Source organism: Helicobacter aurati, assembly GCF_003364265.1.
GTDB lineage: Bacteria > Campylobacterota > Campylobacteria > Campylobacterales > Helicobacteraceae > Helicobacter_A > Helicobacter_A aurati.
The window spans coordinates 79959-95030 of the sequence record NZ_NXLW01000001.1 but is presented as its reverse complement, the minus strand read 5'-3'; the positions used below and the strand labels follow the sequence as shown (position 1 = coordinate 95030).

Genomic DNA, 15072 nt, shown 5'->3' with positions numbered 1-15072 from the left:
CAAATAGGGCTTAATTTTCCAATAAGCAGATAGCGAACTATGACGATTCTAATTAGGATTCATTCATGCCAAGTAAAAACTCGTCATTATTCTTTGTATTTTTGATTTTAGAATAAAGGAAATTGAGTGCTTCCACATCATCCATTTGACCGATCACGTTGCGCAATATCCATACTTTTGTTAGTCTTTCCTCTCCTAATAATAAATCATCTTTTCTTGTGCCAGATTTAAGAATATCAAAAGCTGGATAGATTCTTCTGTCTGCAATGCTACGCGCTAAGACTATTTCAGCATTACCAGTACCTTTAAATTCTTCAAAAATTACTTCGTCCATGCGTGAGCCAGTTTCAATTAGTGCGGTGGCAATAATTGTAAGGCTACCACCATTTTCTATATTCCGTGCTGCACCGAAGAATCTTTTAGGTTTATGTAAAGCGTTGGCGTCTACCCCACCACTCAATACTTTCCCACTAGAGGGAGTAACTGCGTTATAAGCGCGGGCTAAACGTGTAATAGAATCTAATAAAATCACTACATCTTTTCCTACCTCGATACGTCTTTTTGCTCGCTCTAACACTAATTCGGCTACACGTATGTGATTGGTTGAAGGTAAGTCAAATGTGCTAGAAAACACCTGCCCTTTCACGCTTCTCTCCATGTCGGTTACTTCTTCTGGTCTTTCGTCAATGAGTAATACCATAAGCTCTACTTCAGGATGATTTTCGCTGATACCGTGTGCTAATTCTTTCATAAGTTCTGTTTTGCCTACCCTAGGGGGCGCTACAATCAGTGCCCTTTGCCCCTTACCAATCGGGCTAAATAAATCAAGCATTCTACCTGTAACTTTTTGACTGCTGTATTCAAGCTTTAATTGTTCGGCAGGAAAAAGTGGTGTAAGGTTTTCAAATAACGGTCGATTCTTGATTTCGTCTAAACTTAGATAATTTACTGCTTCAATTTTTAATAAAGCATAGTATCTCTCTTGTTCCTTTGGCGGCCTAACTTGCCCAGTGATAATATCTCCGTTGCGAAGTGCAAATCTCTGAATTTGACTCTGTGAAACATAGGTATCATGTTGTGTGTCAGAGAATTTTTCATCAATAGAACGTAAGAATCCATAGCCTTCATTCGTAATTTCTAAGATTCCAGAGATAAGGATAAAACCACCTTGACTTACTTGATTCTTAAGAATTTCAAAAATTAATTCTTGACGCAGAAATTCTTGAGGATTCTGGATTCCAAGTTTTTTAGCTATTTCTAATAATTTGTGCATTGGGGTGATACGTAATTCTTCGACTTTAAATCCATTTACAGGGGTATGTGTTCGTTTGGAAGAATCTTTGTTTTTTTCTTTTTTATCTTCATGTTCAGTTGTCATTTTTTCTTTTTGTTTGGGGATACGATGTGATTTTTTTGTTTTTACGTCAAGTTCTTCACTGTCATTAGGCATAAATTTCTCCTATTTAAAGATTTATTAAATGATTAAATTTATTATTTTATTCAAATTATGATTGATTTATTTTATTAAACCATACAATATTGTGATGATTAGAACTCACTATTAAGATAGATTTGAGATATATATTCCTAATTTGCTTTTTGAAAAGAAATAATCTAAGTTTAACTATGAGATTTACTAAGAAGAAGCAGTGCAATCAAATACAATTAGAATCAAAATTAGGATTCGTTAAGGTATTGCATTGAACACCTTTACCAAATAATTTTAATTGGTAGGCATGGTATTGGTAGTGCAGATGCTATATTCCCTAAATAATTTGAATAAGGGGATTAAAGACTTTGTTTAACTTTTTGTACTATGTTTGCAAACGCAACAGGGTTGCTATAAGCTATATGCGCTAGCACCTTTCTATCTAAGTCAATGTGAGCCTTTTTTAGTCCATTAATAAATCGAGAATAGCTTATATCATTTTTCCTGCAAGCAGCATTTATGCGAACTATCCATAGTGCCCTAAAGTTTCTTTTCTTTTGTTTTCTATCACGATAAGCATAGCATAAACTTCGTTCTAGCTGTTCTTTAGCTTTTCTGAAATGTTTTCTTCTGCCGCTGTAAAAACCTCTTGCGAGTTTTAGAATCTTTTTGTGTCTTCTTCTTCGTACTATACCTGTTTTAACTCTCATGTTGTTCTCCTGTAACTTTGCCTTACTATCTTTGGATAATTTAAGGCGTAAACTTGCGTTTAGACTTTCCCTAATTTAGGGGACAATTCTGATTATGTAAAGCGCATTGAAGCTTTCGTTATTTAATCTACCTTAAGCATAAAAGACGTTCGATAGATTCTTTATTAGCACTTTGCACATAATGCGGTGCATTTAATCTTGCCTTACGTTTGGGTGACTTTTTTGTCAAGATATGATTTTTGAAAGCAGCAGCTCTTTTAATAGCATTTTTCTTAAGCTTAAACCGCTTTGCAGCACCACGATTAGTTTTCATCTTTGGCATTCATTCTCCTTTCGCAAAAATAAACCGAAATTATAACATAAAAATTATACCTTAAGCTTATTATTCGGAATCATTAAGGCAGTTGCATATTTTCCTTCGACTTTTGGTTCTTTATCTGTATGCGCGATATCTTCTACCATTGCGCATACTCTTTGCAACATTTCAAAGCCCGCCGCTGGATTTTGCAACTCTCTTCCTCGTAAGAAAACCCGAAATTTCACATGTTTACCCTCTTCAAAAAATTCCCTTGCATGCTTTATTTTATAATTAATATCATTCTGCGCAATTTGTGTGGAGAGTTTAATTTCTTTAACTTCGATTTGCTTTTGTTTTTTCTTTGATTCTTTAAGTTTTTTTTCAATTTGATAGCGAAATTTGCCATACTCTACAATTTTACATACAGGAGGCTTGGCAGTTGGAGAAATGCAAATTAAATCCAAACCTTGTTCTTTAGCCAATCTCTGCGCTGCCTCATTACTTAAAATACCTAACTGTTCACCCGCTTCAGATATGCACCTTACTTCTTTAAAGGGAATTTGCTCATTTATTAATACTTCTTCTTTACTCAAAAGTTTACCTCTCTATTCAATTGATTGACTTTCTCTAAAAAGTCTGAAACACCCATTGTATATTGCATGCTTTCTCCTTGCTTTCTGTCAGTTTGATCGTTAGTGTATCTGTCTCGTATGGAAAGAGTATTGTTTTGTACTTCTTTGTCGCCAATAATAACAATAAATGGTACTTTCTGTTTTTCTACATTACGTATTTTTTTGTTGAGAGAATCTGATTTTGCGTGAATTTCTGCATAGATTTCTAAATCACGTAAAGCCAATTGTAATTTTGTAGCAAAGCTTAGATGTTCATTTGATAGTGGGATAATTCCAACTTGTGTAGGAGCAATAAAAAAGGGAAACTCCCCTCCAAAATGTTCAATCAAAATAGCAATAAATCTCTCGAAGCTTCCTAAGATAGCACGATGAATCATGACTGGCTGCGTGTGTTGATTGTTTTCATCAATATAGCTTAGAGAAAAACGTTCTGGTAAATTCATATCAATTTGTACTGTCCCACACTGCCATTTTCTCCCAATAGCATCTGTGATTTTAATGTCAATTTTGGGTCCATAAAATGCACCACCACCTTCATCTATATGATAATCAACTTTATTAGCTTCAAGCGCGTTTCTTAATGCGTTAGTAGCGGTTTCCCATACACTATCGCTGCCTATTGACTTTTCTGGTCTAGTAGACAGTTCCATTTCGTAATCAAAGTGGAATGCCCGCATAACTCTCTGTGTAAATTGTAAAATAGCATGAACTTCCGATTCTATTTGATCGGCACGACAAAATAAATGCGCATCGTCTTGTGTGAATTCACGAACGCGCAATAACCCGTGTAATACACCACTTTTTTCATGTCTATGTACAACACCATATTCATAGAATCTCAATGGTAATTCCCTGTAACTGCGAATGCTGCTTTGATAGACTTTAATATGTCCTACGCAATTCATAGGTTTTATCCCATATTCTACATCATCAATAGTTGTGAAATACATATTTTCCTTGTAGTTTGTATAATGTCCGCTAATTTTCCATACATCGCTCTTGAGAATCTCTGGTCCTCGTACGGGTTCATATTCATTGTGAATAAGAGCCGCGGTAAGCAGATCCTCTAATCTTCGGCGCAACCTTGCACCTCTAGGTAACCATATTGGCAATCCAGCACCTATTTCTTCATCAAAATGAAATAATCCCATTTCGTTGCCTAACTTCCGATGGTCTCGTTTCTTGGCTTCTTCCAGTAAATACAAATGTTGCTTTAGATTTTGCTTCTGTGCAAAAGCGATGCCATAAATTCTAGTGAGCGTCGTTGCTTTTTCATCTCCCCCTAAATACGCTCCAGCAATCTTTGTTAATTTAAATGCTTGTAGAAATTTCAAATGTGGTAAATGCGGACCTCTACACAAATCTTCAAAATCACCTTGCTGATAAATGCTAAAGCTATCACCATGTATTTTGCTTATAACGGCTTGTTTGAGTTCATCATTGCTGAATCTAAGCTCCGCTTCTTTGCGTGTCAAATGGATTTTATTCAGTTTGTTGCCTTTCTTGGCAATTTCTTTCATCTTATTTTCTATTATAGGTAAATCTTCTAAGCCGATTTTAGAATCTACTTTGAAATCATAATAAAATCCTTCATCTACGACGGGTCCAACAAAAAATTTGGCTTCAGGATAAAGAGATTTAACCGCCTCTGCAAGTAAATGCGCACAGGTATGACGTATAATTTCGTGAGCTAGTGGAGTATCAGTAAAAAATATTGGTTCTAATGTTGAGACATCAAGATTTTGTTCTGTAACTGTTTGGGTATCAATAATTGCATTATCATGCACATAACCAATGATATTTTGCAATGCGAAAATTCCTTTCTCTAATTTATACATGAATGTTCATTATTGCTTGCAAAGCATGTAATAACTTTAATAACGAGGGAAATAGATAGATGTAATTTAGTGGCTAATTATACAAATGGCAGCTTAAAACCAGCTTAAATACAGGTAAATAGAATAAGTTCCTTGAGATTGTAGAAATAGTATCAAATTATTGTATTTATTGAGCCTAATAGTTATATTAATTGCTTATATTTTCAACAAATTGAGAATCATAAATTAAAATTTTTCATCAAACCAATGAGCAATCTGACTGCGAATGGTATGTTGCAATTGCAATCCAAAGAGAAAATCATCTTCTTTCGCTCGAGATAATAGACTTAATGCGCCGTTACGGAATTTACTTAAATAAGGATGATCTATTTGGTTGTAATCACCCAAAAAAACAATTCGACTTTTTTCTCCAAGTCTTGTACCAATTAATTTAATAGTTGCATCAGAGGCATTTTGCACTTCATCGAAAATAATAAATTTATTGTGTAAACTAATACCTCTTGCATGCGCTATGTCCAGAATCTCAATTTTATGTTTTTGCAAAAAATATTGTGTTGATTCCTCCTTGTCTATACTTTTACTTTCCCCTCTATACTCAATACGTTTAGCTAGTGAATTTTCCTTAAGGCTTTCGATTATAAAATTAATACTGCTAAAAAGTGGATACATAAAATAATGGAGTTTCTGAATCTCATCGCCTTTTCTAAAGCCCAATTCTGCTTCTTTATCATTAGCCGTAATCGTATTGCGCATATAAATAATGCCATCGACAAGCCCTAATTTTTGCAGGGAGATTCCAGCTTGTAGGGCGATAAGAGTTTTACCGCTTCCTGTGCTTCCTGTGATAATGCTTAATTGATTGTGTGGATAGGTAAGCATGACATAGGCTAGTTTTTGTTCGATATTTAGGGGAAGGATATAAGGCTTATGTTCTTTAATGATAGAATCTAAAGCAAGAATTTCAAGCTGATTATTGTATTTTACTCCAAAAAGTTTCTTGCCTGTAAGATAACATTCACTATCCGTATAATCTATTTCTTCAATTTCAACAAGATGCCACTGACTTAATGCTTGGAACGCCTTGCTCTCCTCAAATGTCTTTTTATCACTTAGATCCCGAAGCAATTTTGTTTTATAAATGAAATTAATATTTTTTGGATTAAGGACCTGTCCTCTCTTTAGCGAATGAGATTCTATATTTTCAGTTAATGAACGTACGCGTAACGCTACGTCGTTAGTAAGTAAGATGAGTTTGTAGTCTTTTGCTATCTCTCTTATGCGCGCATCGTTATAACCGTAATCTACAAACATTGCTTTATATTTTATTCGCGTAATAACCCAAATTGGTACAGATATTTCCCCACTTTTAAACTCAATACGTGAAATATAGTCTCCTGCTAATGGCTTGATATTCATCTCTCTTTGCATATCATTTGGTGATTTAGTATAAGTGTCTGTGTCAAGAATATTGACAATACAGCGAAAAAATTCTCTAGCAAAAAACCCACTTTCGCTTTGAGAATCTTTTTTTCTATCAAGCTCTTCTAAAATAATATCGCTAATGTAAAGTTCATGGTTTTTTTCATGTAAGTAAACTAAATTTTGTGTATTATCAAGGATAATTGAAGTATCCAACAAAAACTTTTGCAAAAATCTCCTTTTGAATCTTAATTAAATGAAGCCGTTAAGGGTTTAAGGTAGAAGTTAAGATTTATCAATTTTTATCTTTTATCTTCGATTCAAGCTCTATAAATTATTTTTTGATTTATGTTGCAACCATTCCCCAAAACGCGCTAGATAACTCCAAAATAATGGAATAAAAAATATTGCAATAAAAGTTGCTGCGAGCATTCCCCCAATAACGCCTGTACCGATGGCATGTCTGCTTGCGCTACCCGCTCCCGTACTTAATGCTAAAGGTAGCACGCCAATACCGAAAGCAAGGGAGGTCATGATGATTGGACGAAATCTTAATTTTGCCGCTCCAATCGCAGATTCCATAATGCTTTTTCCCTCTCTTTCACGTAAATGTTGCGCAAATTCAACAATCAGAATAGCGTTTTTTGCCGATAGAGCAATAAGCATGACAAGTCCTATTTGGAAGTATATATCATTATCTAATCCCCTTAACGTTGTAGCTAATACTGCGCCAAACACGGCAAACGGCACAGCAGTAAGTACGGATAATGGCATAAGCCATCGTTCATATTGCGCACATAGAATCAAAAAGACGAAAATTAATCCAAAAACAAAAGCTATTACTCCCGATCCACCTGCATTTTTTTCTTGATAGCTTGAGCCTGAATAGGCTATGGTATAACCATCTGGCAATACCTTTTTAGCTACTTCTTCAATAGCTTTTAAGGCATCACCACTAGAATAACCCTGTTTGGGGCTACCCATGATTTTCGCTCCTGTAAAAAGATTGAATCTTTCAAGAATGTCTACCCCAGTTACACGTTCAAAATGTACCAATGTGCTTACTGGAATCAAATCGCCCTTGCTTGATTTGACAAATATGCGACTTAAATCTTCTGGTGTTTCTCTAAACTGACTTTGTGCTTGAATATTAACTTGATAGGTTTTTCCATAGAGATTAAAATCATTGACATAATATTGTCCAAAAGTGCTTTGTAACGTTGTAAAAACATCATCAACATTTACTTGCATTGCTTTGGCTTTTTCTCTATCTAACGTAATGAAATATTGTGGAATATTAGAATCAAACAGACTTCTTACACCTGCAAGCTCCGGTCGTTTGTTTGCCTCTGCAACGACAAGATTCGCGTATTTTTCTAAATCTTCTATCGTTCCATTACTTCTGTCTTGGATATAAATCTCAAAACCACCAGCGATAGATAATCCCATAATAGCTGGCGGATTTAATACCAATGTTTGAGCATCTAAATTATGATTTAATACCCCCATAAAACGTCGAACAATGTCAAATGAACTTTCGCTACGTTCGCTCCAATCTTTGAATGTAGAGAAAATGATGGCACCACTAGAGCGAGCTGCTCCTGTTAGCATGTCAAAACCAGCAATTAGAAAGCTATAATCAATGTTTTTATCTTGTTCCATTAAAGCTAAGCCTTTCTTTCCTTCCGCAATTGTTCGTGAGAGTGAAGAAGCAGGTGCTAATTGAATAAAACTTAACATAATGCCTTTGTCTTCGTTGGGTACAAGGCTTGTTGGTAGCTTAGTAAATAATCCCCAAGATGTACCAATAATTGCTATAAAACATAGTACAAGAGCTAAACCATATCTTAGTGCTCTGGCAATTTGTTTGCCAAATTTGAATGTAAGCCAATCAAAGAAGTCGTTGAATCGTTTTACGATGTAAAAAGGTTTCGGGCTCGTGCTTTTTAAGATGGATACACAAAGAGCAGGGGTTAGAGTAAGGGCTACGAATCCAGAGATTATTACTGAAATCACAATAGTAATAGCAAATTGCTTATAAATTGCTCCACTAAAGCCACCGATAAATGCGACTGGAATAAACACTGAGCAAAGCACAAGCACAATCGCTATAACCGGACCTTGTATTTCGTTCATTGCTTTTATTGTGGCTTCTTTTACAGAGAGGTTTTCGCTATGAATAATACGTTCGACATTTTCAATCACGATAATTGCGTCGTCAACGACGATTCCAATTGCTAATATTAATCCAAAGAGCGTGAGTAGATTGATTGAAAATCCAAGCGCATACATGCCTGCAAATGCGCCTATTATAGAAACAGGAATAGCAATGACTGGAATAATGGTTGCGCGAAAATTTTGCAAGAAAAAATACATAATTACAATTACTAGTACGATGGCTTCCACGAATGTTTTTATTACTTCTTTAATAGAGATTTTGACGAATGCTGTTGTATTGTAGACATTTTTATAGTGCAAACCAACGGGAAAGGCTTGTGATAATTCTTGCATCTTTTTCTCGACATTATCTGCCACATCAAGGGCATTTGCACCGGGCTGTAATGAGATTCCAAAGGCAGCCGCATTTTTGCCATTAAGGAGGGGACTAACACTATAATCCTTTGCACCTAATTCAATTGTTGCTACATCTTTTAATCGAAGCGCAGAACCATCGTCATTAGAACGAATAATAATATTTCCAAATTCTTCTGCCTTAATGAAACGTCCCTGTGTTGTTACAGAATAGGTAAAAGCAATATCATTTCGTATAGGCTCTGCGCCAAATGATCCGACAGCGAACTGTGAGTTTTGTTCTGAAATAACTTTTGCGACTTCTGAAGGTGTGAGATTATTTTGAGAAAGTTTGTCTATATCCAACCAGATTCTCATAGAATAGTCTCTTTGCCCGAAAGCTGTTATGTCCCCCACTCCGGGAACTCGTTTAAGTTCGTTAATGATATTAAGAATTGCATAGTTAGCTACATAGGTAGCATCATAAGCAGCATTATCTGAATACATTGCATAGACTGACAATATTGTAGAAGATCTCTTACGTGTTGTAACACCAACTCTTTGCACTTCTGTAGGAAGTTGCGTTAGAGCTGCCTGCACTCTATTACTCACATTGACAAGAGCCATGTCAGCGTTTGTATCGTTGCTAAAATAAACACTTAGGTTAAGAAAGCCACTTGAAGATGAAGAGGATTTCATATAGAGCATCCCTTCTACTCCATTAATGCTATCTTCTATAACGCTTGCCACTGTATTTGCTACAACTTCCGCATTTGCCCCACTGTAAGTTGCTTGGACAGTTATTTCGTTTGGTACTACTTGAGGATATTCTTCAACTGGTAGTATAAAAATACTAATAATGCCAACTAAGGTAATAATGATAGATACAACCATAGAAAACACAGGACGTTCAATAAAAAATCGTGAAATCATAGTATCACCAGTAAGATGTAAGATTAATAGAGAGGTGTAAAAAGTACAATGTTAATGGCAGAGAGGAAGGGATTCGAACCCTCGAAAGCTTGCACTTTACACGCGTTCCAGGCGTGCTCCTTCAACCACTCGGACACCTCTCTAAAAGCTGCATTGTATCATAAGATTCTAAAAATATTTTATAATAGCTTCATAGTTTTCAACATAAAGTAAAATTATGCAGCAACAAACAGACAAAACACAGAATTTTTGCAGATATTTTGCAGAATATCCCATTATACAATGTGCGGATTCTTCTTTTAGTCTCTACAACACGCATTATCAGCAAGGTTACCATTCTAAGAGTTTAGGAGCATACAACGAAACTCTTTACAAACACATAGTCCCTGTAATGCTTTTTCAAGAATCCTTGCATTCTCATAGTTTGCATGATTTTCCATCCAAGCTTGTAGCCTTAATGAAAAACCCTCAATCATTCAACCATCATGACAATCTATCGAATCTTTTGCGCGATTTACCAAGATTCCGTCCTTTGAGGATTCTTGATATTTGTTTTGGGTTGGGATTTAATGCTTTTATGACGTTGCATTATTTTGTTGATTGTGAGATTTACTCTCCTGAAAAAAATAATCTCTTAAAGACTCTGCGAAGTTTCCCTTATCCAGCCGAGTTTGCTAGCAAAGCGCGAGATATTTTAGAGAATCTTGATACAAACGGCGTTTATCAGGATAATAATCAAATTTTGTATTTTTTGCATGGTGATGCGCTGGAATTTTTGCAAACTTTCCCAAAAGGATTCTTTGATGTTGTTTTTCAAGATGCGTTTTCACAATCACAGAATCCGGAATTATGGAGCATTCATTATTTTGAGAAACTTTTTGCTCTTACAGCTAATCGTTCTATCATTACCACTTATGCAAAAGCTAAAAATATCTTGGAATCCGCACAGTATGTAGGATTCAAGGCAGTGAAGCATGCACTAGGGAGTGTATTTTTTAAAGATTATAGTCAATGAACTAATATTTAGTTATATCAATAGACTAAATATTTATTATTAAAAAGATATAAATTTTAATAAAATTAGCACTTTATGATATATACTGCTAAATATATGCTATACTTCTGCGTACATTCATCCATAAGGAGCAGAACATGAATATTTTCGAAAAATTAACAAATCAAATGCGAGAGGTTATTAATACTTCGGTGCAATTTGCTGCAAGACATAAAAATCCTGAAGCGAAACCCACGCATGCTTTGCTTGCTATGTTGGCTGATTCGAATTTTATCCTCTATCAAGCATTACATAGAAATAACGAAGACATTAACGCAATCATTCAAGCCTTAACACAGGAGATTGAACAACTCCCAAAATCCAGCAATAGCAACTTGCAAAATATGACTCTTTCTTCCGAACTTCTTAATGCTTTGGAGCAAGCGCTCACTCTTTCATCAACAGAGGGAGATAGTTTCGTGGGCGTAGATAGCTTTATCCGCGCAAATATTGATTCGCACTTTAAAGAATATTTAAAGAGCGTTGATAAATTGGAATTGCTTAACACGCTGAAAAATATGCGTAAAGGCGCAAAGATGGACACACAAAGTAGCGATGATACATTAGAGATTCTCGAAAAGTATGGGACAAATCTCACTAAACTTGCCATGCAAAATTCTTTCAACCCGGTCATTGGGAGAAATGAAGAAATTGAACGTATGATGCAAATTCTGATACGTAAAACAAAAAACAATCCTATCTTGTTAGGCGAACCTGGTGTCGGTAAAACTGCAGTTGTGGAAGGATTGGCAATAAAAATCGTTAAAAAAGAAGTTCCATTATCTTTACAGAATAAACAGCTTATTGCTCTTGATATGGCGGCGGTTACAGCTGGAGCAAAATATCGCGGGGAATTTGAAGAAAGATTAAAAGCGATTATTGATGAAGTTAAAAGAAATAGCGACATTATTCTTTTTATTGATGAGATTCATACAATCATTAATGCAGGTGCAAGCGAAGGAGGAATGGACGCTGCCAATATTTTGAAACCAGCTCTTGCGAGAGGCGAATTACGTACTATTGGAGCGACAACAATCAAAGAGTATCGTAAATATTTCGAGAAAGATGCGGCACTTGCGAGGAGATTCCAGCCTATTGCCATCAATGAACCCACACAAAACGAAGCATTGCAAATTATGCGAGGTATTAAAGAAAGCTTAGAATCCCATCACAATGTGAGCATTACGGACGGTGCGCTAGTAGAAAGTGTCAAGCTCTCTAGCCGTTATATCACTAATCGCTATTTGCCCGATAAAGCAATAGATTTAATTGACGAAGCAGCAGCCGAGCTTAAAATGCAAATAGAATCTGAACCGAAAGCTATTTCGAAAGTTAAGCATGAAATTGAAGCTCTTGAAGTTGAGAAAGTAGCACTTAATCTTGATAAAGGAGAAAATAATACACAAAGATTGCAAGAGATAGAAAAAGAACTTGCAGATTCTAAAGAAAAGCTTGCGAATTTGCAAGCTATCTTTGACAACGAGAAACAGCTATTTACTACGATTGCAAAAACGAAAAATGATATAGAATCTTTACGAAGAGAAAGCGAGCTAGCGCGCAGAAGTGGCGATTATGGTAAAGTTGGGGAGATAGAGCACGGTAAGATTCCTAAATTGCATGTTTTGCTTCAAGATTTAGAATCCAAATGGCTAACATTGCAAAAAGATGGTTCATTACTCAAACATGCGGTAACTAAAGAGAGTATTGCTGAAATTGTTTCGCGATGGACTCAAATACCTGTGGGGAAAATGTTGGAATCTGAAAAACAAAAGATTCTACATATTGAAGAAAATCTTAAAAAAAACGTAATAGGACAAGATGCAGCCATAGAGGCTATCGCACGTGCTATTAAACGCAATAAGGCTGGACTAAATGATTCTAATAGACCTATTGCTAGCTTTTTGTTTTTAGGTTCAAGTGGTGTAGGCAAAACACAAAGCGCAAAAGCTCTAGCAAAATTCCTTTTTGATAGCGATAGAGAGCTTATTCGGCTTGATATGAGTGAATATATGCAAGAATTTGATGCAACCAAGCTTACAGGTGCGGCACCAGGCTATGTGGGATATGAAGAGGGTGGTATTCTGACTGAAGCAGTACGTAGAAAGCCTTATAGTGTCGTGCTTTTTGATGAGGTAGAAAAGGCTCATCCAAAGATTTTCAACACACTTTTGCAGGTGCTAGATGAAGGAAGATTGACCGACAATAAAGGCGTTGTTGTGGACTTTAAGAACACAGTGATTATTTTAACGAGTAATATCGGCAGCGAGATTATTGTTGATTCACAGGATTTACAACAACAAAGAGAAGCTATCGATAGGGAGCTAAAGAAGTTTTTTCGACCAGAATTTCTCAATCGCTTAGACGATAAAATAATCTTTAATTCTCTAAACAAAGAAGACATTAGAAATATCATCGATATTTTGGTAGAAAATGTGCAAGACAAGTTAAAAGATAAGGTAATTACTTTGCAGCTTACAGATTCTATGAAAGATTATATTGCCGAGAGTGGTTTTGATAGTATATATGGTGCGAGACCGCTCAAAAGAGCTATACAACGATATATTGAAGACGTGTTGTCTGAAATGATTCTGAATGAAACCTTGACAGAAAAGAGTAATGTTACTTTTAGTATGCAAGACGGTGTAGTGCAGACGAATATTACAAAGATAGAATCTGATTCATAAATGCACTCAACAATCTTAATAAACATTCTGAAGCTATGCTCCAATACCTTTAAGCTATTAAGCCAAAATATGTAGATACTTCCATCTTTCATATTTGCATTACAGAGATTATCCTTTGTTTTGGCGGGCTTTGCATGGGTATTTGATGATTTATGATTAAGAGTCATCTCCCTAGTTTATAGGCTAAATGAGAGCAGTCAGATTGAGATGAAGATTCAAAAAAAAAAACTTGAGAATCTGAGAATGGCAAAATAATTAAATCAATATGATGCAAGCATATTGTAAGATGATGTTAAGTATGATTCTATGCTTTTGCACTTTTAACCCTATTACATTCACGACAAAGCATTTGACAATTTGTCTTTTGCGTTTTACCTCCCTTACTCCAAGGTATAATATGGTCAGCCTCCATTTCATTGATTTCAAAAATCCTCTTTTTATGCGGGCATTTAGGGTTGGCGCATTTTCCTCCTTGCGCCTCATAGACTTCTCTTTTTATCGTATCATCAAAGCTTCTTAAATTTAAGAATTTCTCATTTTCACTTAAGAGATAGGCATAGATTCCACTTTTCTTTTGTACCTCATTATTTTGCATAAGCGCGCTTATTTGTTCTTCTAGCTCGTCCTTATCAAGTTCTTTATCTTTATAGGCATTATAGAGTAGCCCCCATTCTAAACCTTTCATTTCTTTGCGATATTTAGGGAATTTTGCCTCTATCCAATCTATGACATTATTGAAGTAAAACCACAGCTTATCAGCATTTTTGGAATCTTGCGCGCTCTTTGCCATATATTCACATATCGCTTTGTCTTCCCTTTTGTCTGCTTTCCATGCAAGGACTGTCTCTAAAAATTCCTGTCTAATGCTCGAACCTTTGAGATATTTACCTCCTTTTTGCTCACATAAGGAGTTTTTCTTAGAGAATCGCCTTTTGGCATCGCTTAACCATGCGCTTGCATAGATGGCATTACGTAATTCTTGTTCTGTGAGTTTCTCTCCAGAAATATTGATAACTCTAAACCATTCTAACTTCTGGCTATCACTTCCTAGACATATATAAATTATCAATTCATAGTCTAAGAATGCTTCCTTCTTATCCTTTGGTAAATTTCCAAAATAAATCTCATTGACTGAGAAATCGCCTTTATAATATTCACAAATACTTATAGTTCTTTGTTGTCCATCGAGTACTTCGTATTCGTATTCCGCGCTAGATTCTGTATTCTTTGCCCAATACATTGTGTTTAAAGGAAAACCTTTAAATATTGTTTCAATCACCGCATTTCTTTGTTTATCCTTATAGACAAATTCTCTTTGGTATTTGGGGCGGATATTAAGCCTTGCTTTTGAATCTTCACTTGCATACGCTACGACTTCATCACTTTCTTCATCTCTGCTATATCCTTGCACTAAATCCCTAATTTTGATTTTATATTCTTGTATTTGCATGATTTTCCTTAACATATTATGATTGTTTTTTGATAGAGGCTTACTTTCGCAAAGCATGAGAGATACTTAGTGAATCTAACAAGCCCACTACCGTTAATCTGTCTTTTATCAATC

General features: G+C 35.5%; 10 protein-coding genes and 1 tRNA gene. 2 read left to right on the top strand and 9 right to left on the bottom strand.

All coding sequences use genetic code 11. The annotated features are described in order from the left end of the window. Positions 1-52 precede the first annotated feature (52 nt). From rho to CQA66_RS00410, 8 genes are all read right to left on the bottom strand, one after another. On the bottom strand, positions 53-1378 hold the full coding sequence (gene rho, locus CQA66_RS00445; protein ID WP_233707689.1) for a transcription termination factor Rho: 1326 nt from the start codon (positions 1376-1378) through the stop codon (positions 53-55). 410 nt (positions 1379-1788) lie between these two features. Beyond that, complete coding sequence (gene rplT / locus CQA66_RS00440; RefSeq protein WP_104762523.1) at positions 1789-2139, bottom strand: 50S ribosomal protein L20; 351 nt, start codon at positions 2137-2139, stop codon at positions 1789-1791. 127 nt (positions 2140-2266) lie between these two features. Next, entirely contained in the window at positions 2267-2461 is a 195-nt protein-coding gene (gene rpmI, locus CQA66_RS00435) for a 50S ribosomal protein L35 (RefSeq protein ID WP_104762522.1), read from the bottom strand. A 44-nt stretch (positions 2462-2505) separates the two neighbouring features. After that, on the bottom strand, positions 2506-3030 hold the full coding sequence (infC, locus tag CQA66_RS00430) for a translation initiation factor IF-3 (RefSeq protein WP_104762521.1): 525 nt from the start codon (positions 3028-3030) through the stop codon (positions 2506-2508). Next, positions 3027-4907 (bottom strand): threonine--tRNA ligase, encoded by a 1881-nt coding sequence (gene thrS / locus CQA66_RS00425; RefSeq protein ID WP_115582513.1) that lies wholly within the window; start codon positions 4905-4907, stop codon positions 3027-3029. Before thrS ends, infC begins: the two co-directional genes overlap by 4 nt. Before the next feature lie 225 nt (positions 4908-5132). Beyond that, a complete protein-coding gene (locus CQA66_RS00420; RefSeq protein ID WP_104762519.1) occupies positions 5133-6557 on the bottom strand; it encodes a PhoH family protein in 1425 nt (474 codons plus the stop codon). Between the two features lie 96 nt (positions 6558-6653). Continuing rightward, positions 6654-9770, bottom strand: a complete 3117-nt coding sequence (locus CQA66_RS00415) for an efflux RND transporter permease subunit (protein WP_181882204.1) — start codon at positions 9768-9770, stop codon at positions 6654-6656. A 55-nt stretch (positions 9771-9825) separates the two neighbouring features. Further along, a tRNA-Ser gene (locus tag CQA66_RS00410) sits at positions 9826-9913 on the bottom strand. A gap of 74 nt (positions 9914-9987) precedes the next feature. Between CQA66_RS00410 and CQA66_RS00405 the strand changes: the two genes are divergently transcribed. Together CQA66_RS00405 and CQA66_RS00400 are read left to right on the top strand one after the other, a co-directional pair. Continuing rightward, entirely contained in the window at positions 9988-10785 is a 798-nt protein-coding gene (locus CQA66_RS00405) for an MnmC family methyltransferase (RefSeq protein WP_104762518.1), read from the top strand. Between the two features lie 137 nt (positions 10786-10922). After that, positions 10923-13508, top strand: coding sequence for an ATP-dependent Clp protease ATP-binding subunit (locus CQA66_RS00400; RefSeq protein ID WP_104762517.1), 2586 nt, complete (start codon positions 10923-10925; stop codon positions 13506-13508). 304 nt (positions 13509-13812) lie between these two features. Here the strand turns inward: CQA66_RS00400 and CQA66_RS00395 are convergent, their stop codons facing one another. After that, positions 13813-14958, bottom strand: coding sequence for an HNH endonuclease family protein (locus CQA66_RS00395; RefSeq protein ID WP_104762516.1), 1146 nt, complete (start codon positions 14956-14958; stop codon positions 13813-13815). Between the last annotated feature and the right edge of the window lie 114 nt (positions 14959-15072).